The organism is Arthrobacter sp. 10L430, from assembly GCF_056395245.1.
Genome location: NZ_JBFTJD010000003.1, coordinates 143,172 through 164,756, shown reverse-complemented (window position 1 = coordinate 164,756; position 21,585 = coordinate 143,172). Strand labels below are relative to the sequence as shown.

The 21,585-nt window shown below is 63.4% G+C and carries 23 protein-coding genes; 16 read left to right on the top strand and 7 right to left on the bottom strand.

Going from position 1 to position 21,585, the window contains the following annotated elements; all coding sequences use genetic code 11:
* Positions 1-18: 18 nt before the first annotated feature.
* Positions 19-1,152: a tyrosine-type recombinase/integrase gene (locus AC1DDG_RS04885; RefSeq protein WP_476875144.1), complete on the bottom strand. Its 1,134-nt coding sequence runs from the start codon at positions 1,150-1,152 to the stop codon at positions 19-21.
* Positions 1,139-1,882, bottom strand: coding sequence for a helix-turn-helix domain-containing protein (locus tag AC1DDG_RS04880; RefSeq protein ID WP_476875143.1), 744 nt, complete (start codon positions 1,880-1,882; stop codon positions 1,139-1,141). Before AC1DDG_RS04880 ends, AC1DDG_RS04885 begins: the two co-directional genes overlap by 14 nt.
* A 126-nt stretch (positions 1,883-2,008) precedes the next feature.
* Between AC1DDG_RS04880 and AC1DDG_RS04875 the strand changes: the two genes are divergently transcribed.
* The 15 genes from AC1DDG_RS04875 to AC1DDG_RS04805 all read left to right on the top strand — a co-directional run bounded on the left by AC1DDG_RS04875 (position 2,009) and on the right by AC1DDG_RS04805 (position 12,430).
* Positions 2,009-2,215 (top strand): helix-turn-helix transcriptional regulator, encoded by a 207-nt coding sequence (locus AC1DDG_RS04875; protein ID WP_476875142.1) that lies wholly within the window; start codon positions 2,009-2,011, stop codon positions 2,213-2,215.
* Positions 2,212-2,439 (top strand): hypothetical protein, encoded by a 228-nt coding sequence (locus AC1DDG_RS04870; protein ID WP_476875141.1) that lies wholly within the window; start codon positions 2,212-2,214, stop codon positions 2,437-2,439. Before AC1DDG_RS04875 ends, AC1DDG_RS04870 begins: the two co-directional genes overlap by 4 nt.
* Before the next feature lie 13 nt (positions 2,440-2,452).
* Positions 2,453-2,800 (top strand): hypothetical protein, encoded by a 348-nt coding sequence (locus tag AC1DDG_RS04865; protein WP_476875140.1) that lies wholly within the window; start codon positions 2,453-2,455, stop codon positions 2,798-2,800.
* The gene (locus AC1DDG_RS04860; RefSeq protein WP_476875139.1) at positions 2,797-2,922 is read left to right on the top strand and encodes a hypothetical protein; all 126 of its coding nucleotides are present in this window, start codon (positions 2,797-2,799) and stop codon (positions 2,920-2,922) included. The genes AC1DDG_RS04865 and AC1DDG_RS04860 overlap by 4 nt, the downstream gene beginning before the upstream one ends.
* Positions 2,923-2,950: 28 nt before the next feature.
* Positions 2,951-3,682, top strand: a complete 732-nt coding sequence (locus tag AC1DDG_RS04855) for a hypothetical protein (protein WP_476875138.1) — start codon at positions 2,951-2,953, stop codon at positions 3,680-3,682.
* The gene (locus AC1DDG_RS04850; protein WP_476875137.1) at positions 3,679-3,837 is read left to right on the top strand and encodes a hypothetical protein; all 159 of its coding nucleotides are present in this window, start codon (positions 3,679-3,681) and stop codon (positions 3,835-3,837) included. The genes AC1DDG_RS04855 and AC1DDG_RS04850 overlap by 4 nt, the downstream gene beginning before the upstream one ends.
* A gap of 212 nt (positions 3,838-4,049) precedes the next feature.
* Positions 4,050-4,232 (top strand): hypothetical protein, encoded by a 183-nt coding sequence (locus AC1DDG_RS04845; RefSeq protein ID WP_476875136.1) that lies wholly within the window; start codon positions 4,050-4,052, stop codon positions 4,230-4,232.
* An 8-nt stretch (positions 4,233-4,240) separates the two neighbouring features.
* Positions 4,241-5,092: a hypothetical protein gene (locus AC1DDG_RS04840; RefSeq protein ID WP_476875135.1), complete on the top strand. Its 852-nt coding sequence runs from the start codon at positions 4,241-4,243 to the stop codon at positions 5,090-5,092.
* A 3-nt stretch (positions 5,093-5,095) separates the two neighbouring features.
* The gene (locus AC1DDG_RS04835; RefSeq protein WP_476875134.1) at positions 5,096-5,287 is read left to right on the top strand and encodes a hypothetical protein; all 192 of its coding nucleotides are present in this window, start codon (positions 5,096-5,098) and stop codon (positions 5,285-5,287) included.
* A gap of 170 nt (positions 5,288-5,457) precedes the next feature.
* Positions 5,458-5,832: a phage terminase small subunit gene (locus tag AC1DDG_RS04830; protein ID WP_476875133.1), complete on the top strand. Its 375-nt coding sequence runs from the start codon at positions 5,458-5,460 to the stop codon at positions 5,830-5,832.
* Between the two features lie 492 nt (positions 5,833-6,324).
* A complete protein-coding gene (locus AC1DDG_RS04825) occupies positions 6,325-10,347 on the top strand; it encodes a phage tail tape measure protein (protein ID WP_476875132.1) in 4,023 nt (1,340 codons plus the stop codon).
* 18 nt (positions 10,348-10,365) lie between these two features.
* Positions 10,366-10,863 (top strand): hypothetical protein, encoded by a 498-nt coding sequence (locus AC1DDG_RS04820; RefSeq protein WP_476875131.1) that lies wholly within the window; start codon positions 10,366-10,368, stop codon positions 10,861-10,863.
* Positions 10,864-10,922: 59 nt separating this feature from the next.
* Positions 10,923-11,099, top strand: a complete 177-nt coding sequence (locus AC1DDG_RS04815) for a hypothetical protein (protein WP_476875130.1) — start codon at positions 10,923-10,925, stop codon at positions 11,097-11,099.
* 236 nt (positions 11,100-11,335) lie between these two features.
* Positions 11,336-11,929 carry a Panacea domain-containing protein gene (locus AC1DDG_RS04810; RefSeq protein ID WP_476875129.1) on the top strand — a complete coding sequence of 198 codons (594 nt, stop codon included), beginning with the start codon at positions 11,336-11,338 and terminating at the stop codon, positions 11,927-11,929.
* 105 nt (positions 11,930-12,034) lie between these two features.
* The gene (locus AC1DDG_RS04805) at positions 12,035-12,430 is read left to right on the top strand and encodes a GNAT family N-acetyltransferase (RefSeq protein WP_476875128.1); all 396 of its coding nucleotides are present in this window, start codon (positions 12,035-12,037) and stop codon (positions 12,428-12,430) included.
* Positions 12,431-12,782: 352 nt separating this feature from the next.
* Here the strand turns inward: AC1DDG_RS04805 and AC1DDG_RS04800 are convergent, their stop codons facing one another.
* Both AC1DDG_RS04800 and AC1DDG_RS04795 read right to left on the bottom strand, forming a co-directional pair.
* Complete coding sequence (locus AC1DDG_RS04800) at positions 12,783-13,562, bottom strand: type 1 glutamine amidotransferase domain-containing protein (RefSeq protein WP_230118794.1); 780 nt, start codon at positions 13,560-13,562, stop codon at positions 12,783-12,785.
* Positions 13,563-13,639: 77 nt separating this feature from the next.
* Positions 13,640-13,978, bottom strand: coding sequence for a hypothetical protein (locus tag AC1DDG_RS04795; RefSeq protein ID WP_230118793.1), 339 nt, complete (start codon positions 13,976-13,978; stop codon positions 13,640-13,642).
* A 157-nt stretch (positions 13,979-14,135) separates the two neighbouring features.
* On the opposite strand from AC1DDG_RS04795, the gene AC1DDG_RS04790 reads away from it, so the two are divergent.
* Entirely contained in the window at positions 14,136-14,702 is a 567-nt protein-coding gene (locus AC1DDG_RS04790; protein WP_230118792.1) for an SRPBCC family protein, read from the top strand.
* A 19-nt stretch (positions 14,703-14,721) separates the two neighbouring features.
* Here the strand turns inward: AC1DDG_RS04790 and AC1DDG_RS04785 are convergent, their stop codons facing one another.
* From AC1DDG_RS04785 to AC1DDG_RS04775, 3 genes are read right to left on the bottom strand one after another with little or no spacing between them, the layout of a single operon-like run.
* Positions 14,722-17,859: an efflux RND transporter permease subunit gene (locus tag AC1DDG_RS04785; protein ID WP_476875127.1), complete on the bottom strand. Its 3,138-nt coding sequence runs from the start codon at positions 17,857-17,859 to the stop codon at positions 14,722-14,724.
* Position 17,860: 1 nt separating this feature from the next.
* On the bottom strand, positions 17,861-18,310 hold the full coding sequence (locus AC1DDG_RS04780) for a hypothetical protein (protein WP_230118790.1): 450 nt from the start codon (positions 18,308-18,310) through the stop codon (positions 17,861-17,863).
* Positions 18,307-21,465: an efflux RND transporter permease subunit gene (locus AC1DDG_RS04775; protein ID WP_230118789.1), complete on the bottom strand. Its 3,159-nt coding sequence runs from the start codon at positions 21,463-21,465 to the stop codon at positions 18,307-18,309. The genes AC1DDG_RS04780 and AC1DDG_RS04775 overlap by 4 nt, the downstream gene beginning before the upstream one ends.
* Positions 21,466-21,585 lie beyond the last annotated feature (120 nt).

Below are 21,585 nucleotides of genomic sequence, written 5' to 3'. Positions count from 1 at the left end.
CTTTCGCTTTGCTCCGAATCAGGTGTTTGCCCACTTTTTGCCCACACTTGCCAGTGAGACGGCGTTATCTAGAGCGTCTGAAACTGAGTCCAGGTCCCCGTCAAAGAGGTCCGCGTACGTGTCCAGTGTCATGGCCGCGGAGCTGTGGCCCAGCATCTTTTGCACTACCTTGACGTTGGCGCCAGCCGACACGGCGAAGCTCGCGGCCGAGTGCCTCAGGTCGTGCGGCGTGATCCGAGGGACGCCGGCCCGCTTTATTGCGTAGGCAAACCAGCTCATGTTGTCCTCGTGCACCCGGGCAGCGCGCAGATAGTGCCCGTTCTCATCTGGGAACACCAGGTCATCCCGGCCCTTGCCCTCGCATTGGTGCGCCAGCTGCTTCGCCAGGAACCGCGGGAAGGGCACAGTCCGTTTCTTATGGTTCTTCGGTGTCCCGACGTGGATTACAGAGCCCACCTGGACGGCATTCTCTTCGATCATTAGCCTGCGGCGCAGCATGTCTAGGTGCTTGACCTTCAGCGCGGTTGCCTCGCCCCAGCGGATGCCGCAGTAGGCCAGCACTAGGACCAGCCCCGGGTACTTGCTCGCGGCCGCCATCTCGTGCACCTGATCATGGCTGAGATACACATGCGGTTTCTTCACCTTCCGGGGAAGCGATACGCCACGGGCGGGATTGCTCAGTGTCCGCCTATCGCTCACCGCATCGTCCAGGATGGCGGCCAGTATTCCATAGGCCCGGATGACCAGCGTGGCCCCTTTAGGCTTCCGGGCCGGTGTCGCGTCCGGATCTCCTAGCGTCAGTTCGGACACCCATTGCTGAACAGCCGTTTTCCGGACGTCGGCCACAGCCACACTCCCCCATGCGGGCAGCACGTGGATTCTCCAGGCTGATTCGAGCGGCCGGTACGCCGACGGCTTCAGATGGGTTTGGCGAGCCAGCCACGCAGCGCCCAGCGGACCAATCAGCGCCTTAGATGCCGTGTCATCGATGAACTCCCCGCGTGCCTTAGATACCTCAACGCTCGCCTTGAACAGCTCGGCGTCACGCTTGGTCCGAAAGCCACGTTTATCCGTTGGCGTGCGGTCCGGCTTCCGGTAGCGGACGCGGTAACGCCGGCCTGCCTTCGTGTCGTAAGGCTCAATCGTTGCCATGGCTCTCTCGATTCACCGAAATGTCCTTGATGAACGGGCGGGCCAGCTCAGAATCAACAATGCCGGCAAGCTCTGCCTTGATCCGATCGAAGTACTTGGAGACATCGCTCCAGCCGCCCTCCGGATACGCAGTCACCCGCGAGGCCTTGGGGCCGCACTCGTTACTGTGGAACCACAGAGACACCCACCGACCTGGCCGAACATCTTCAACGGCTTTACTCACTGCTGCCAGGAATGTCCTGGCCGTACTCGATTCGCCACTGGGCCGCACCCTGTCCAGGAACCCGCGCCCCTCCAGTGCTGCCCGCTTGGCGTACATTTGCCGCCCGAGCTCCATGCCGACTGCCTGCGGGTCCAGCTCAGGGGCGTCCGCCCGGTGAATTGGCAGCGCCTGCCACCCGTCCGCCCATGCCCACAGGTCCGTGCCCGTCGTCTCGATCGGCATGCCCGTGACGTCATGGCCCGCCTCAGCATCACCGGCGTAGCTTGGCAGCAACAGTGCGTTCGGATTCACATTGAGTGCCACAGACAGGGCCATTAGGTCATCAACGTCTACCCGACGCGTGCCGTCCTCAATTCGCCGAACGCCGAGCGGAGAAACATCACGGCCAACTTCTGCGAGCAGCCGCGACACTTCCGTGTAGGTCAGCCCGGCATCCTCCCTTAGCCGCGTGAGATTGCCGGCGACGGTACCGCCGGTAGGTCCAAGGTCCATCTTCTTTCCTGCCATGCCCCAATGGTGACATACAAAAGATGAAAGCACACCTCCCATTGTTGACGGACGGCAAAGCATGTGATTACTATGCATGTAGACATTCAAAAGATGAAAGTCGCCTAGAGATAAATGGAGGTCAGGATGGAAGCGGACAAAGTCCTGAAAGCGGAATCCGTAGCCGAATGGTTGGGGACCACCCCAGGGGCACTGGCTCAGATGCGCTACATGGGCAAGGGCCCCAAGTTCATCAAGCTGGGAGGCAGGAGTATCCGTTACAGGGCCTCTGAAGTGAGCGCCTGGCTGGATGCTCAGACCCGCCAGCAGACCGGCGAGCGGGTGCCAGCGTGAGCAAGGTTTACACAGAGGCTGACCTGGCGGCCGCGTTTGAGCTCGGATTCTGGCGAGGCGTTGACCATCAGGGCCCGCTGAATGACGCCGCGGTTGCCGCGATCAACCCATACAAGGCCCAGGGGACCACGCCGGCCAAGGCGTGCAAGGTCTCCCTGAAGACAGAAAAAGACCGTGACGCCTCGCCAAAGTCCGTCACGGCCCAAGAAACCACCGACCACTAAGTAGGAGATCCCTGTGAACAAGACTATCAAGGCCCCCGCCACGGTGCGAGAGCTCGGAGACATGGCTGAAGCGCTAGGCATCACGGCGACGGACCTGCTGGAGCTGCTCGGCCCCATCCCGATGCCGCCCGCCGGCTACACCCTGGCTCACGGATCGCAGAACCGCTGGATCGGTGCGGACATCGTTAAACAGCGCTGGATCATCCAGCCGGTCTGGGACGGCAGCACCAACCGCCACAGCTTAGAGCTCTGGATGGCGGACCACCGGGCACCAAACTATGCCGAGCTGACACCGGCCGCCGCGCTGCAGCTCGCCTTGGATCTCGAAGCAGCGGCCCGCGCCCTCGGAGCCACCGAATGAAGCGCCGGGCGATCCAGCAGACAGCGCAAGCAGCGTTCTGGATCCTCGCAACCTGCCTCCTGTACCTCGCCCTGGCAGGGCCGGCCACCCTCGCCAAGCTCATCTTCGGCTCGCCCGCCTGAGCCCCCGAACACGAACGGAATCCGCCGCATGGGAGCACAGAACGTCGCAAAGGTATTCGCCCACTGGCGACACCTTGGGCACAAGGAGGCAAGAGCCTTGGCGTTCATGGCAAACACCGCTCTCGATGCAGACAAGCCGCCAGTCTACTTCGGCGGATGGGTGGCCGTAGCAGAGGCACTGGGACTCGACCCTCAGGGGAAGCGGGCCAGTGCCTCTGAGGTATTCAGGAAAACACTCGCGGCGCTGGTGAAAGCTGGCGCCGTTGTTTCGAGCGGACAGGCACGGCAGGGAGTCCGGGCAGAATACGCCCTGGCGCTCGACTCTGAGTTCACCTTCGTCGCCGCAGACGACGGCAGGAGTGGCAGCGGCCGAGGAGTCTCTTGGTCTCAAGTCGCGCGCGAGGGCTCGCGACACTCTCGCGAATCACCCAAGAGCCCCAACGAATCGTTGCCCCACCTGCCCCAACAAAACGTTGCCCCATACCCCAACGAATCGTTGCCCCACCTGCCCCAACGATTCATTGGGAACAGCCCCAACGATCCGTTGCCCCCTAGGAGAACTGAGGAACCACAGGGAGGAATACAAGAGGAGACACAAGGAGGAACAACAATTCAGCCCAGTTACGTAACTAGGGAACCAACGCGCGCGCGAGAAGAAGAAGCCGCATTGGATGGAAATTTCTCACTCGAAGATGAACGCTCCCGGCAGCTGGCCGCGCTGGAAAAACTCTTTCCCGCCAATGAGCGGAGAGCATCATGACGACGAATCTCTCACGCCAGGACCTCCTCGACCTCTGCGAGATCTTCAAAGCCAAAGCCCTCCAAGAACACGAGCTGTTCCGAAAGTGGCAGGCGCGGGCCCTCGAAGCAGAAAGCCGCCTCGCAATCTACGAACCAGGAGACACCAATGAGTGACACCAACTTGACGACTCGCAAGCGCCCATTCGTCAGACTTCAGCCCTGGCAATGGCGAGACGCAGACGGGACCATCACACCCGGAGTCGGGATATTCAGAGGCAACGAAATCAAAGCCCACCTCAACCCAGCAGAAGCCCGAAAAATGGCCGACCTCCTACACGACATAGCCGACCGACTAGAAGCCCACCACCAACCAAAGAAGGACCCCAATGGGAAAGCAGAAGCATGACATCGGCTGGACCAAACGCCAGCCACGCAACAGACCAGAACCAATCCAAAGCGGCGGCAAGCTCGCGCGGGAACTGGTCGAACGCGGCCTCGCATCCCCGAACATACTCGACGCCCAACGCATGCAGGACCACAAACACCAGCCTTCCGACAACAACCGCTAGGACAAACCATGACTTACATCCCCTCAGCCCCCAGATTCCTCAACCCCTCAGCCCCGCTCCGCGCCGCCCTCGCATCCCTCCCCGGCTACGACGCCCATGTAGCCGCAGTGAACGGGCTCAAAGCGCTACATGCCGCGGCTGCCCGCGCACAGCAGGACGCCGAAGCTAGCCTCGCCGCCATAGCCTCAGGGCTAGCGGAAGCTCTGCTGCTGGAATCGCCCTCAGGCAACGTAGCCGCCACGGTCGAAACCAGCACATCCGAAGCCGCCGACGCGACCGACCAGGCCCGCAAAGCCGCAGCCGCCGTCGCGCTCATGGACGCGGCCGAGAAGCTGCTCGGCATCGAACTGGACAACATCATCCGAACAGGAAAGGACAGACTGCTCCGGCACCTGAACGACACACTGCAGGACGCCTACGCCAAGTCCCGCAAACTGGGCTTGCGGGGCATCCACGACGCAGAGCACGCCATCGAGGAGGGCAAAGCAGACGAATGGGCGGAGATGCTCAAGCACCGCACCACCGTCTTCCAGATACGAACTGCGCAGTCAGACATCATCGGCCGGCTCGGGTCCCTTGAAAACATCCAGCGGCTATCCACCTTCGGCACACTCGAGAACTACGCAGAGCTTGACCCAACATTCCTTCAGCGCCGCACCTCGGCACGCTGGGGCAACGAACAGCTCACCGCACCATGGCCCACGATGGGCGACGGCCAGCCCGACCCCGTAGAGATGCACGCCTGGATCCTCGACAACCCTGACGCCCAGCCTTGGGTACCCACCGAAGCCGAGCTCGCTGCTGCAGTCAAGGCAGCAGAAGCCACAGCACGAGCAGCACACGCCGAGCAGGACGCATAGGCCATGGACGACACCACCGAGACAGAGACGCTCAGCGCATGGGACAAGGGCAAAGCAGAGGCACGTAAGCGATTCGGCCAAGACACAACCGAAAGCGACGAAAAGGGGGTCGCTACTACCGACACCCGCGGCGGCGCAGCAGTAGGCATAGCCGAAGCACGACGACGGTTCGGGCAGGCAGCCAAGCAGAAGTAGCCGGCGGCTCTCTCGGCACGGGACCGGGTCCGCCTCAGGGCCCGGCCTGTGCACCACCACCCGAAGGGGGAGGGGAGGCCAAGGCGCGCGAAACCAAACACCGACGGTGAGGGGAGTAGGAGGTTTGCCAACCGCTCAACCTCAATCTGACGACGAAAGGAGGCCCGTGAATGGGCACTCAGAGGAACATGACGAAGCCTAATTCGAGGGCATACCGGCCGCAGGCGGCGGCCATCCGGGCAGCTCTTGTGGAGCTACCCGCGGAGGGGTGCACGCTGCCTGTCCCGGAACTGCCTAGGTCCCGTGACTGGGATGAGGTGGAGCAGGCCCGCTGGACGGAGCTGTGGGAGTCTCCCCAGGCCACACAGTGGGACGACTCCTACCGCGGCACTGTGGCCCTGCTGGTGCAGTACGAGACAAGGCTGTTGGCCGGTGACGGTTCGGCGTGGGTAGCGCAGGAATGCCGCCACGCTGGGGAGGCGCTGGGGCTCACCCCGAAGGCGATGGCGGCGCTGGGATGGAGGATCAGCGATGGCCAGCAGTAGGAGGGCCGCACGGAGCCTCCCAGCGGCTCCGGCGGACGCTGCCCCGAACCGGGTGCTGCAACAGACCATCCAGGCGCCTCGAGGCGTGGTCCGGGCATGGTTCAAGGGTGGGATCTGCTTCCGGGTGCGAGTGCCGCCCGGCGTGACGTACGGTCGGCGGGCATCCCCTGACGTGTGGGCGGCTGTCCTCGACAGAAGCTTCCGCCCCAACGACTTCAGCGACTTGGGCTGGTGACGTCAGTAGTACTGACCCCATGGGTACGCACTGAGCGCGTACCCATCCATGATTCACGAGGCGGCAGGGGCCGTCCATTGCCGTGGACACCCCTGGGGACACGTCCCATGGCGGGGCCATCTAAACACCACCGCCGGTGAGATGAAAAAAGTCCGCGGAGGGTTCAAAACTTTCGAGGTTCCGGGTTTTGCACTTGATAGAATATGTATACAAAACCCTTGGATGTTTCGAACTCTTTCAAATACCCAGGGAGAAATATGTCCGAGAGAAGCGTAGTAGTCCGGCTCAGAGCCGAGATCGGCGACTTTCGCCGCCAGATGGACCAGGCAGCCGAATCGGCCGCCCGCACGGGCCGCGCAGCTGGCGCCGCAGGTGAACAGGCCACCACTGGCATGGGCCGCCTCGTCCAGTCGGCGCACACCCACGAAAAGGCTTGGTCCACAGCTGGCACGTCCCTGCTAGCCTTCGGCGGCGCGGCCGTGGCCGGCGTCGGCTTGGCCATCGCCAAGTTCGCCGAGTTCGATAAGGCCATGTCCGAGGTGAAGGCGGCAACGCACGCCTCAGCGGGGGACATGGACCAGCTGCGCGAAGCGGCAATCAAAGCAGGCGCTGACACGTCCTACTCGGCTAAGGAGGCAGCTGACGCCATCACCGAACTGTCCAAAGCTGGCGTCACAACAAAGGACATCCTCAACGGCGGCCTCAACGGTGCCCTGTCGCTGGCCGCCGCGGGTTCCCTCGCCGTGGCTGACGCCGCCGAACTGGCAGCGACCGCTATGACACAGTTCAAGCTGCAGGGATCTGACCTGCCCCACGTGGCCGACCTTCTGGCGGCCGGCGCGGGCAAGGCGCAGGGCTCCGTCGAGGACATGGGCATGGCCCTGAAGCAGGGTGGCCTGGTGGCGGCGGCTACCGGCCTCTCAATCGAGGAGACGACGGGCGGCCTGGCAGCATTCGCCTCCGCAGGTTTGGTCGGTTCTGACGCTGGCACTTCCTTCAAGACGATGCTCCAGTCCCTCACCCCGTCCTCGAAAGAGGCGAAAGAGGAGATGGAGCGCCTCGGCATCTCAGCCTACGACTCGCAGGGCAACTTCATCGGGCTGTCCAAGTTCGCCGGCGTCCTCCAGACCTCCATGAAGGGCCTCACCGTTGAGCAGCGCGCCGCGTCCGAGAAGATCATTTTCGGTTCTGACGCCGTCCGTGCCGCCAACGTCCTGTATGAGCAGGGCGCGAAGGGCATACAGGACTGGACGAACAAGGTAAACGACTCCGGCTACGCCGCTGTCACAGCCTCCATCAAGCAGGACAACCTCGCCGGGGACCTCGAAAAGCTCGGCGGCTCATTCGACACCGTCCTGATTCAGGGCGGCAGCGGAGCGGCACAGGCACTCCGCGGCGTGGTACAGACCGCTGAGGACTTTATCGACTCCCTGGGCAAGATGAACCCGCAGCTGCTGGGCCTCGGCGTCACCTTGGCTGGCGTCGTCGGTGGCAGCGCACTTCTCGGAGGCGCCTTCCTCAAGGTGGTACCGGCCGCAATCGAGACAGTATCCGCCTTCCGTAACCTCGGCACAGCAGGCTCCAGGATCCCCGGAACGCTTGGCAAGATCACCAAAGCCGCCGGCGGCGTCGCGATCGCCTTCGCTGGCCTCCAGATCCTGGGCAGCATCTTCACCGAGAAGAAGAGCAAGTCTGCCGAGGAGTACGCAAACGCCGTCCTCAAAGTCTCCAGCGCCGGCAAGGCAGCGAAGTCCTCAGACCTCGACTCGGTATTCCAAGGGCTGGACAAAGCCTTCGGCCAAGACAGCGTCCAGAACGTGAACGGCATGGCCGATGCCGTGGCACGGCTCAGCAACCATGGCTGGGAGAAGGACGTCAACCAGTTCTTCGACGGCTTCACGGGCATAATCGGCGTGAAGAGCGACCTCGGCCAGCTGGACGACAGGCTCTCGAAGCTCGGGGAAACGCTGGGAACCATCACCTCCAACGGTGGCGCCGAGTCCGCCGCGAAGACCTTCAACCTCCTGTCCAAAGAATTCGAGAACAACGGCAAGTCAGCGCAGGACGCCCTGGATAAGATGCCCGGCTACAAGGACGCCCTGCTTGCCATGGGGCAGGCCGCAGGCGTAGCCCTCCAGCCGAACGAACTCCTCATGCTGGCAGCAGGCAGGATCCCGGCCAGCATGCAGGCCGCACAGTCCGCCACGGAACAGAAGACGGCCGCCGATGAGGCGGCGGCGGTTGCTGATGCCGAGCACGCCAAGGCACTGGCGGACATCGGCCTGAATGCGGACGGCACGACGGCTTCCCTTGCGAAGCTGCTGGATGCCATGTTTGCCGCGGGACTGGTGCAGCTCACGGCCAATGAGGCGTCGATCAAGTGGCAGGAATCCCTCGAAGGGATGGACGCCTCGATCGCCAAGTACGGGGCAACGCTCGACATCACGACCGAGGGCGGCAAGGCCAACCGCCGGGCCCTGGACGAGATGGCCCAAGCGGGCATCGCGAACACGAAGGCGATGGCTGAGAACGGCGCGTCTCAGAGTGATCTGCAGAAGAACCTGCACGGCACTTATGACTCGCTGATCGCGAACTACGCCAAGTTCGGCATCACGGGCGGCGCGGCAGACACCATGGCCCGCAAGGTGTTGGGCATCCCCAAGAACGCCAACATCAACACGGCGATCCAGAACTACGCCGACTCCATGGCCAAGCTGAACGGCGTAGGTACCAAGGCCGACCAGCTGAACGGCAAGACGTCACACGTCTACATCATCACGCATGAGGACACCATCCAGACCGTGTCTACCAGCTCCGCCTCGGTACACGACAACACGGGCGGCAGGCAGGGCGCGAAACCTACCTTCCACGCTGACGGCGGCGCGATCCACGGGCCCGGCTCGGGGACGTCTGATGACGTCCTGACGTGGCTCTCCAACGGTGAGCACGTCCTGACGGCAGCCGAGGTCCAGAAAATGGGCGGCCAGGCTGAGGTCTACCGATTCCGGGCACTGCTGGACATGGGCAACATCCCCAAGTTCGCCACGGGCGGCCACATTGGCGAGTCCGCCAACGCGCGCGCCAACCGGCTCTACAGGGAACGTCAGGCAGCGGCCACGAGACGGGCAGCTGAGCTGAGGAAGTCAGCCGCCTACCGTTCGGAGCAGCTCACGGGCTTGGGGCTCGATGATGCCCGCGGCCAGAACTACCGGACTGTGGACGACTCGCTGTCGTCGGCGTACAGCTTCAGTGACCGCCTCCGGACGGTAGCGACCAGCGGCAACGTACCCAGCCAGCGGGCGTTTCTGATTGGCCGGGCCAACGCGGGTGACGAAGCGCTCCGCCGGTTGCATGCCAGGTCGGATGCGCTCGGGAAATCCTTGGACACGGCGAAGCAGAAGCTCACGGACCTCACACAGGTCCGGGGGCAGGTTGCCAATGCGTTGTCCGGGGAGTTCAGCCTCGGGAAGACAGTGCAGCGGCAGGGCCTGTTCGGTGCGGGTGCGGTGGCCAACACCATCGCCGACGCCAAGGGGTTCCTCGCCAAGGTGCAGGGCTTCGCCGGGAAACTCAAGCGGCTGCAGCAGAAGGGATTCTCCGGGGCCATCCTCCAAGAGGTCGCCGGGCTCGGCACCACAGCCGGGACGCAGGCCGCGGACTCGCTCCTGCAGGCTTCCTCGGCGCAGGTCAAGGACTTGAACAAGACCATGACCGCCATCGACAGTGCCTCACTGGCTGCCGGGAACGCCGTCACTGACTCCATGTTCAAGGGCGGCGTGAACGGCGCCGCGGCCGTGGTGAAGGGCATCGAGTCGCAGCAGGGCGCGATCGGCAAGGCAATGCTGCAGATCGGCCTCGGCATGGAGAACGCACTCAGGTCAGCTCTCGGCGCTAAGCCGATCAAGCGGGCGGGAGGCGGCGATCTGGACACGGCGCCTGGCCCCAAGGGCGTCGACTCCCAATTGTTCCTCGGAGCCAAGGGCGAGCACGTCCTCACCGCGCAGGACGTGGACGCCATGGGCGGCCAGCAGGCCGTCTACCGGTTCCGGGAGCAGCTACACGGGCACGGAGCCCCCTCGAAGGCCTTGGCGGGCGGATACGGCCAGCTCCACTCCATTCCCGCGCAGGCAGCCACTGGCGCCGGCGGATCCTTGGATCTGCAGATCGATCGCCTGACGGCGGCCATCAGCAGCCAGCGGCCGATCCAGGTCAACGAGCAGACCAACCCCGTAGCCGCGGCAATGGAGATTTCGCGCCGAATGGGGGCCCTGCGCACGTAGTTGCGAAGTAATTAGTCAGTGCTCGCCACTACGCTGGGAGCCATGGCCTACAACCAGCACCCAGATGACCAGCCGCCGGCAGAGGCGTTCCGCCCGTCAACAGAGGAAGACGTGCGGAACCATCTCCCTGAGGATGATGCGTCCATGCAAAATCCCGTTTCGCTCGGGATGATGTTCTGTGACGCGCTCGACGAATACCAGAACTTTGCCGATGTCCTGGCCCGGTTTGTCACGCCTGAATCGCTGGAATCATGGGGCGACTTCAGCGAAGCCTCCGCACTCCTGGCCAGCATCGGGCGGCGCGCATACGGATCGAACGCCGACCGCGCTATGGGCGACGACGACGTCGCCTACTTCAAGATCCTCCGCGGGGGCAGCGGCAGCTTTCACGCCGTAGGAGACCAGATCATATCCGCGGCCGCCATTGTCACCATGGTGTGGCGCCCCGAGTACGGCGAATGGCGAGTCCACCAGATCGGCAACTACGCGAAGCCCGAAGACGTCCCCCACTGGTGAGCAGCGGAACTGTAGTGCCTATATTCCGCACGCCGGAGCAGGTCGCGCCAGAGTTGGGCATGACCAAGACCGAGCTACGCCGCTACGCGCGTGAATCCGGGTTCCATACCAGGCTCAGCAACCGCCGGATCATGTTGCATGAGGAGGACATCAAACGCCTCGTTGAATGGGTCCGGCAGCGCAAGAACGCCGCCGATGAGTGGTGGAAAGAATCAGAACCGGATCCCTTCGACTGACTTTCTGCCAGTCGCAGCGGCACCCCTGTGGGCGGCCGCCCTGCGCACGACGCCGCACCTCCACGCACCTCCACGCACCCTCCCGCACACTCAAAACATGTACACTGAAGTACAGTGCATGTGGGAAACGTGGGGAAATCCTGTGGACAACAACGTGGACAACAAAGAATTCATACGAGCCCTTCACGAAAAAGTGAAGTTGGCTCGTTTTCGTTACCTCGGAGGGGAGTGGGGACATGACGAACGTACATAACGAATCGAATGTTTTATTCAGTCACCATCTGAGCGTTGATGCCATCACCAACTTTTTCTTGGACATGGACGCGGCGCGCCAGGAACCCGACGTAACTCCGCTGAAGCTGCAGAAGCTCCTCTACTTCGCCCAGGCCAACTACCTTGCCTCCACCGATGAGAGGTTGTTCGACGAAGACCTCGAGGCGTTCAAGCACGGCCCAGTCGTGTACAAGACGTACCAGCGCTACATGAGCATCAATCAAATCCTTGTTGCCCGCGAAGTCAGCCCCGCGGTTGAGACAGCCGGTGTCCCCGAAGACGTTGAGCATTTCCTCAGGTCAGTATGGGACAAATACAAGGACTACTCTGCGGGGCAGTTGCGCAATTTGACACACCGTCAGGACCCTTGGCTGCAAAACTACGACGGCTCGTACCGCACCGTCATTCCGGATGACGAACTGCGGGCCTACTTCCGGCACAAGGTTCCGGCCGCCGAGCGGGTCTTCCACGACTCTGTTGCTCTCGTTCCCGAGGGCTTCATCGACGCCCTCGACGAAGATGCTATTGCCGCCCAGATGCGAGCGTTCTGGGCCTGAATGACACCCCCTTGGAATCAGGTTGAAAAGCTGTGCCCGGATCACGACCTCACGGAGTTTCGCTGCGGCCTTGAATCGGTAGATGAGTGGTTCCAGACCAAGGCCATGCCCAACCGAAAGCTTGTCGGAACCCACCTGTGCCTCAATGAGGCCGAGGAGATCGTCGCCTTCTTCGCGCTGAAAACAATCATTGTCGCGACGGAGGGAATGACCAGCCAGCTCCGGGCAGGTTCCACCGAAGGTCAGTCCATTGCCATATTGCTGTGCCAGATGGGCGTGGCAGAACCGTGGCAGGACATGGGGCACGGTAAGCGACTGCTGCGGCTGGCTATGGCGGAAGCATACGAGGCCCACAAACGGAGCCCTGTGCAGTTGTTTGCCGTAGACGCAGAGAACGAGGGCCTCGTCTCCTTCTACCAAAAGCCTGGCCTGAAGCAGATCCCCAACACACTCCGGCTGCTCGCGCCGATGAAGGCTGTAGAAAAGGCCCTCTCCAATTAGGCGGAAAGCCGAGTAAACAGCAGTGCCCACATTTTGCCCACCTCCTGCCCACATGTGCGGTGAAAACAGGTGATTTACCGTGATGAGAATCCGCGAGTTCTAGGGGTTTTCCGCGCCAGCAGTAGGGGTGGAAAGGTTTCAAATCCCACCGTCACCGCCAATGAGAAAGGCCCTGCTTCCCTTGTAAACGAAGGGAAGCAGGGCCTTTCGCTTTGTCTGGAACGTACTCGTAGGCACTGAGCGCAGCGGAAAATCAGATGCGTTGGACTGTGTGGTTGCCGGCGCGCACGTACGGCGACTGGCGGCCGCCCTGTCGTCGGGGCGGCCGCCAGTATCAGTGCGCTGCGGGCTTTTAGTGCTCGGTGCCTGCCGCAGCAGCCTTCTTGGCGTTCTTCTCGGCGTCCTTCCCGGCGCGCAGAGCCTCCGTCTCGTGCTGTTCCTCGGCTTTTTCCTGGTGGATGACCTCTGCGAAGAGCTTCTCCATCTCCTTGGCCACGCCGGCGGCTGAGGCCGGGTTCTGGCCGGTCACCAGCCGGTCGTCGACCACGACCTTTTCCTCAAAGACACCAGCGGAGACATGGGTGGCGCCCTGTTCCTCAAGTCGGTCTGCCAAAAAGAACGGGATGACCTTGTCCTTCCCTGCGGCAACCTCCTCGTCGTTGGTGAAGGCGGCAACCTTCCTGCCCTCGACGAGGCGGAACCCGTTCTCCAATTCCACCTTCAGCAGGCCGGCCGGTCCGTGGCAGACCGCGCCCACCAAGCCGCCGGCGTTGTAGACGCTGGCCACCAGATTCTGCAAGCCTTCGCTGTCCGGGAAGTCCCACATGGTGCCGTGGCCGCCCACGAGGAAGACGGCGTCGTACTGTGCGGGATCAACGACGTCGACGCGGGCAGTGTTGTAGAGACCGGCGCGCGTGGTCTCGTCCTCGGTGAAGGCGACCTGGATGGGATCTGCTGAGTCCACCTCGTCACGCGGGGGCTGGCCGCCCTGGATGGACGCAAAGTCGACGAAATGCCCGGAATCCTTGAAGACCTTCCAGGGATGTGCAGCTTCGGCCACGTTGTAGCCGGTCTTCTCTCCGGTATCGCCGATCTCGGAAACGCTGGTCAGTACCATAAGGATTTTCTTCATGAAGTGTTCCTTTCGTCTAACTTCCACCCATTGCTTTGCCCGTCTGCCTTGCCCGTTCCGGCGGTGGGCGGCCGGTCCTACATTTCGTCCGGCCGCTGGTCTCCCTTGTGGCCGCGCAGATTCTCCTGGACCTTGCCAAACAGATCCTTGATGGTGGTTTCGGTGTTGGTCAGCATGTCCGGCTGGACGTACACTTTCTGAGTCGGGGACACGCTGTAATTCGTCTGCAGCCCTGCGGTGCCATCCACACCGTCCAGGGCGATGATCACCCCAGTGTCCTTACGCACGATGGCGCCGATGCGGCCAAATACCAGGGTGGCGTCGTCGGGCTGGAAACTGACTGTCAGCCCGACGTGTGTCCTGTTGAGATCGGTGGCCGCCACAGCTTTCTCGTTGCCGGTCCCTGCGTAGTTCATGACTTCTCCTTGCGTTAGAGAGCGACGTACGTCAGCAGTCTATGGCGGGGTGTTAAGTCAGTACAGGCCGCCCAGCCAGGGATATAGACGGGGGCATTGAGCCGAGGGGCGGACAGCGCTTGAATGGACTACAGAGCGCAATCAGCAGGAGGCCACGGTGGATTCGCACGGCACCAGAAGTACCGACTATGTGTTCCGTACTGTGTGGCGTGTGGCCGGAACGCCGGACGAAGTGGCAGACATCCTGGGCGAACCCTCCACCCTGCCGGACTGGTGGCCCTCGGTCTATCTGGCGGTGGAACGCATCCACCCGGGCGGGGAGAACGGCGTCGGGCGGATGGCCAGGCTGCTCACCAAGGGATGGCTCCCCTATACCCTCCGCTGGACATTCACCGTCACGTCACCGATCACCACCAGCGGCTTCACGATCCGGGCTGCCGGCGACCTCGACGGAACGGGCCGGTGGGTTTTCGAACAGGACGGCCCGGAAACCGTCGTCACGTACGACTGGCAGGTCAGCGCCCACAAACCGCTGCTCCGGCGCCTGAGCTGGCTGCTGAAGCCGGCGTTCGCAGCCAACCACCGCTGGGCCATGGCGCGGGGGCAGGAAAGCCTGGCACTCGAACTGCGCCGCCGCCGGTCAGGCGCGGAACCCCACTCCGTACCCGCGCCACCGCCGCCCACGTTCCCGCGTGTGGCGGGGCGTGGGCGGCGGACGGCTTGATTATCCTCACGGGTTCAGGTCAGGCATTGGCCAGCTCTGGCTCCTTCGGTGCCTCGTCGCGGCGCCCCTTCGGCCTGGCGAACCTCAGGTAGAGCGACGGAACCACGAAGAGGTTGAGCAACGTGGACGTCACCAGTCCGCCGAGGATGACCAGCGCCATGGGATGTTCGATCTCGTGGCCCGGGATGTTGCCAAGGACCACCAGCGGAACGAGGGCCAGCCCCGTCGCGAGGGTGGTCATCAGGATCGGCGAGAGCCGCTCCCCGGCACCGCGCAGCACCAGCTCGGGACCAAACTTCATCCCCTCGTGTCTCTCCAGGTGCTGGCAGTGGTTGACGAGCAGGATGCCGTTGCGTGCCGCGATGCCCATGACGGTCAGGAAGCCCACAATCGAGCCCAGTGACAGCACCCCGCCTCCCATGAAGGCGGCGAACACGCCGCCCACGAGGGCGATCGGCAGGGTGAGGATGACCAGCGTGGCCAGGCGCCAGCTCCCGAAGGCAACCTGCAGGAGCAGGTAAATCACGGCAAGAGCCGCGATGGCGAGGGTCAGCAGCGTCCGGGTCGCTTCCTGGCGCTCCGCGAACTCTCCCTTGATTTCCGTATGGAAACCCGGAGGCATTTCCACCTTGGTGAGCCCTTCCTCCATCGCCGCCACCACCGTGCCCAGTGAACCGTCCTTCACGTTGGCCTCGATGTCGATGCGCCTGGAATGGGCATCGCGCTCGATGACGTTCGGTGTCGGCCTGAGCTGGACGCTTGCCACATCGGACAGCAGGACCCGCTTCCCGCTGGGGGTGTCTATGGGAAGGTTCCGGATGCTGGTGATGTCGGAGCGGAGACCCACGGGGCTCCACACCTGGACGTCGTAGGCCTTGCCACCCCGGTAGACGTCGCCCACTTCTTCACCGGCCACCAGCGTCGCCGCGGCCCGCCTGACGTCGCCCGGCTTCAGCCCGAGGCTCTGGGCTTTTGCCAGGTCAACTTCGACTTCGATCTGCGGCACGTCCACCTGCAGCGCCGTATGGACATCCGTCGCACCCTCGGTACTGCTGAAGATGCCCTTGATTTCCGCTGCCTTCTTGCGCAGGAGCGCCAGGTCATCGCCGTATAGGCGTACGACGACGGCGTTGCTGGCGCCCGTGAGAACCTCACGGATTCTCTCCTTCAGATACGTCTGGACGTCGCGGTGAATGCCGGGATAGCCTTCCACGACTTCCTTGACGCTGGCGAGCGTCGTGTTGTAATCCGCGGCGGGGTCGATGCTGATCCAGTTTTCGCCGAAGTTCACCCCCACCACTTCGTCGGCCGCGAACGCCTGGCCGATGTGTGAGCCGCAGTTCCGTACGCCCTTGATGGTGAGGAGTTCTGCGCAGGCCTTCTGGCTGACGCGGTACTCCTCCTCCACCGACGTACCAGGCTGGGTCACCCAGTGCATCAGGAAGTCCCGCTCCTTGAAGTCCGGCAGCAGCGACTGGCCCAGCAGCGGTGCAGTCAGGGCGCCCACCGCCGCCATGGCGCCGAACGCCGCATACCCTGCCACCGGACGCCGGACCATCTTGCTCAGGATCCAGCGGTAGCCCCGCTTGAGCACACGGACCAGCGGCGGCTCCTGTTCCTTGAGCGGGACCTTGCGCATGAAGATCAGCGCAAGGGCCGGCGTGACGGTCAGTGCTACCAGCATGGAGGCCAGCACGGCCAGGGTGTAGGAGATGGCCAGCGGCCTGAAGAAAGCACCCGTCAGGCCCTGGAGGAAGAAGATCGGCACCGCGGCGGCGATGATGATCAGCGTGGCGTAGATGATAGGTCCGCGCACTTCCAGCGAGGCCTCCAGGACCACCGAGGCGGTGGAGCGGGTTCCGCCCTGTGCCCGGTGCTGCCTGAGTCTTCGGATGATGTTCTCGATGTCGATGATGGCATCATCGACCACGACCCCGACGGCAATCACCAGCCCGGCCAGGACCATGGTGTTCACCGTGGTGCCGGTGAGGTAGAGGACGGACGCCGCCGTCACGAGCGACAACGGGATGGCGATCAGGCTGATGAGTGCTGTCCTCCACTGGAAGAGGAAGGCTCCCAGCACGAGCACCACGAGGATGCAGCCGAGCAGGAGCGCGCGGCTGAGGTTGTTCAGGGACTCCTCGATGAAGCTGGCCGGCCGGAAAATTTCCGTGTCAACGTTGATGCCGCTGAGCCCGGGCTGCATCTGCGCCAGCGCTTCCTCGACACCCTTGGTGACTTCCAGGGTGTTGCCCCAGGGGAGCTTTTCGACGATGAGCATCAGCCCGTCACCCTGGTTGATGACGGCGTCACCGATGAGCGGCTGCTGGTCTTCCACCACTGTGGCGACGTCGCCGAGCTTCAGGGGTGTGCCGTTGCGCTGCTCAATGGTCACCTCCGCGAGGTCCTTTGCGGTGGTGATGGGCAGCACGTGCTGGACGCTGATCCGCTGGTTCGGCGTGCCGATGAAGCCGCCGGTGCCTATGACGGCACCTGGCGAGTACTTCAGCAAACCGGCATCCAGCGCATCGGCAGTGACTTCCATGACCTCGTTCAGGGTGACGTCCTTGGCCTTCATCTTTTCCGGGATGGCCTGGACCTGGAGCATCTGCAGGCGTTCGCCCCAGATGGCAACGTTTGCCACGCCGGGAACCCGCAGCAGGTGTGCCCGGATTTTCCAGTACGTGATCATGGACATCTCGATCAGCGAGCGTTCATCCGAGGTCAGGCCGATTTTCATGACCCGGCTCGTGGATGAAAGCGGCTGCAGCATCACCGGCGGCGCCGCCCAGGTGGGCAGCGTCGGGGTGACCGTAGCTATCCGTTCTGAGACGAGCTGGCGGGCCTTGAGCAGGTCCGTGCCCGGTGCGAAGATAAGCACGATCGAAGACAGCTGGGGTACCGATTTGGACCGCAGGTCCTCCAGCCGCTCAACGCCGTTCAGGGCATCTTCGAGCGGAACGGTCACCAGCTGCTCCACCTCGGAGGCGGTCAGGCCGATGCAGATAGTCTGGATTTCGACCTTCGGCGGGGCGAATTCGGGAAAGACGTCCACTGAAGCCGTGCTGAGCTGGACGCCCCCGAACGCCATCATGCCCACCGCGATGGCCACCACCAGCGCCCGGAATTTCAGGCTGAACCCGACAATCCGGCGCATCTCAGTGCGCCGTGTCGAATTCGGCGCCGAAGAGTTCCGCGGCACCTACGGTGACAACATCAGTTCCTGCTGCCGGGCCGGTGCGGAGCCGGACCACGTTGGCCGTGATCCGGTCAACCGTGACGGCAGCCCTGATGTACGTCCGGGGCTCCGGGTTGGTGTAAACCCAGGTCTTGCCGGTGGCATCGTAGATCAACGCCCCGTACGGGACTTCCAGTGCGCCGCCTGCGCCCTTTGTAACCTTGGCAGTCGCCAGCGACAGCCTCTCAACAGCCTTGTCCGTCAGTGTCAGCCGGCTCAGGTCCCCTCCGGCCTCTTCCTTGGTGGCCGCGGCCACCCCTGCCGGCGCGGCTTCTTTCTTGACTGCGGCGCATCCGCTAAGTCCCACGGAGACTGCCCAGGCCAAGACGAGAAGAAGACGCCAGCCCCCAAAACCACCATTGCTTTTCATGACAATTCCGACCTCTCTTGCAAAACCGGACCGTTGTTAATCACCAAAGAACTTCCCCAGTCCGTGTTGGCGGCCGGACCAAGACGAAGGAAGAGGATTGGCAGGATGTACAGGGTCAGCAGGGCCGTGGTGATCAGGCCGCCCCACACGATAAGCGCCAGCGGAAGCAGCATGCCTGCACCGACGGGACCACCCAGCAGCACCAGCGGTACGAGCGCCAGGCCGGTAATAACAGTGGTCAATACCGTCGGCTGGAGACGCTCGGAGGCCGCCCGCTTCATGTTCACCGACGCCGGCGCCGAGGGAGCCTGCGCCTGCAGGGACTGATAGGTCCCCATCAGCACGACCGCATCCCGGATGGCAAACGCCAGCACGGCTGCCAGCGCCACCAAGACATACACCGAGCCGAAGCCCCCGGTCAGATCGGCCGCAACCACGCCGCCGGACAAGGCCACCGGCAGCAGCACGAAGACCAGCCCCGCAAGCCGCCAACTGCCAAGGACCGTCAGCAGCAGCACCAGGATGCCGATCGCCGCAGCCGCGGCCAGCCACCAGATCAGTGCGCCGGCGGACTGCTGCTCGCCGAACTGCTTGGGGATCTCCGCGTGGTATTCCAACGGGAACTGCATTCCCTTGATCGCAGCCTGAACTTCATTGGTGACGTCGCCAAGGCTCCTGCCCTGCAGATCAGCCACCACATCCACACGGCGGGACGTGTCGTCGTGGTTGATCACGGTCTGGTTCGGGCTGAGCCTGACCTTCGCTACGTCGCCAAGCCGGACCTGCCCGCCCTCTGGCTTGTCAACCAGCATGTCCTCGACGCTGGTCAAGCTGTTGCGCGTGCTCTGCGTGCCCTTGACGATGACCTGGAACACCTTCTGCTGCTCGAACAGGAACCCAACCTCGATGCCCTGCAGCACAGTGGCAGCGGCACGCCTCACATCGCCGGGCTTGATGCCCTGCTTCTGGGCAGCCGCCAGATCCACCTCGATCTCGGCTACGGGCTGGTCGACGGTGACATCCACCCGCGGGTCAACGACGCCGTTCGTGCGTGACAGGATCTGGCGGATTTCATCGGCCTTCTCCCGCAGAATCGCCAAATCAACGCCATAAACGCGCACCCTGAACTGACGGTCGTCCACCGCGGCGGCGGCGCTAACCTGCTGCTCCGGGTAGGTGGTTACCTTCGCTGTCAGGCCGGGGTAGCCCTCCACGATCTCGCGGACATCAGACCGTACCCTGGTGAAGTTCATGCCTTCGTCCATGGTGACCCAGAGTTCACCGGAACTCACGTTCGACGAGTGGTCCGAGGTGATGGCCCGTCCCACATGGCCGCCCACCGCCGAGACTCCACGAACCTTGCTCAGCTCTTCTCCGGCGTTCGTCATCACCCTGTTCATAACATCCGGACTCGTCCCCGCGGCGGCTTCCCACTCCACGAGGAGGGTCCGGTCAGGCACGGAACCCACAATGGGCAAGTCCTTGGTCAGGCCCGGCACCACGGCAACCGCTGCGATCGCCATGACCGCCGCCGTGATCGCCACGATGGGAGCAAGGGCCCCGGTGAACGAACCCGTTGACCGGCGGTAACCGAGCTTCATCTTGCGGATTGCCGACAGGCTCCGGCGGGGCCGCCTGGCCCCGCGCAGCAGCAGGCTGGCCAGCGCCGGCGTGACGGTCAGGGCCACCAGCATCGCCACAGCCGTGGCCAGCAGGTAGGACAGCACCAGCGGTTTGAGGAAGGCCCCGTCCACGCCCGGCACAAACAGTGCAGGCGCCAGCGCCAGCAGCGCGGCCAGACCGGCGAACAGGACAGGAACCCGGGAACGCTGCAGCCCATGCGCGAGAAGGCTCTCCCGCGCCGCCCTGTCACCGGTCGCTTCGCTCCGGAAACTGTGCAGGTCCAGAATGACGTCACCGATGACGACCACCAAGGCCAGGATCAGTCCGGCGAAGGCCATCGTATTAAGCACGGCCCCCTGGAACTGCAGCACCAGTGCCGCGGCCATCGCAGCCACAGCAATGGCAACAAAGGCAAGCAGCGCATACCGCCAGGACCGGAAAGCCAGCCCGATAGCGGCCGTCACCACCAGCAGGCTTACCAGCAACGCCACACCCAGCCCGCTCACAGCGGACTCGACGAACGATGCCGGACGGAACACGGTCGAATCCACCGTGATCCCCGTGAGGCCCGGGCGGAGTCCGTCAAGAACATCCTCGATGCGCTTCGTCACATCCCCAACGCTGGTATCCGGGAACTTCTCGATTACCAGCAGCAGGCCCGGCGACTTGCCGGTAACGGCATCGCCGATCAGCGGCTGGTGGTCCTCGCTCAGCGTGGTCACATCGGAGAGCTTCAGCGACTTGTCAGCCGCACCCTCGACGCTGACTTTTCCAAGGTCCGCGGGAGTCCTGATGGGAAGCACGTGCTGGATGCCGATTCGCTGGTTCGCGGACTCCAGGAACCCGCCGGTGCCTGGCGTGGACGCCTCAAGGAAACTGAGGGGCGAAACCCACACAGCGTTACCGGCCGTCTCAATCACCTGGCCAAGCGTGACGTTCTTCGCGCGGAGCTTTTCCGGATCCACCTGGACCTGGAGCTGCTGCTCGCGTTGGCCGTAGATGGACACGTTCGCCACGCCGGGAACGCCCATGAGCGCGGGCTTGATGTCCCAGCGTGCCAAGACCGACATGTCGATCGGCGAGACTTCGTCGGAGGTCAGCTGGACCATCATGACGCGGCTCGTCGAGGACAGCGGTTGCATCAGCACCGGCGGAGTGGAGACGTTCGGCAGGGCAAACGCCTGCGTCAGCCGTTCCGCCACCAGCTGGCGTGCCCGGAAAATATCCGTGCCCGGCTCAAAGACCATCTCAATGGATGACAGGCCCGGAACGGACTTAGAGCGTATCTCGTCGAGCCAGGCTACGCCGTTGAGCAGGTCCGCCTCCATGGGCGACGTGATGAGCTGCTCAACTTCGACGGCGGACAGGCCCAACGCCTCGGTTTGAATTTCCACATGCGGTGGAGCAAATTCGGGAAGATTATCCACCGGCATGGACGGCAGGGCGGTAATTCCGAACCCTAAAATGCCGGCAGCAGTGGCCAAAACGATCAAACGAAACTTAAGACTCCAGCGGACAAGCCAACCGGTCATATCCTCAGCCCCCATCGCGATTGGCTCCGGCAGCGTTGCCGGGTCCAATAACTGATGCGCCTTATTCAGGATCACCCGCAGCGGCGTTGCCGCGGGTGAATGCCGAGCTGCCTCCCACAA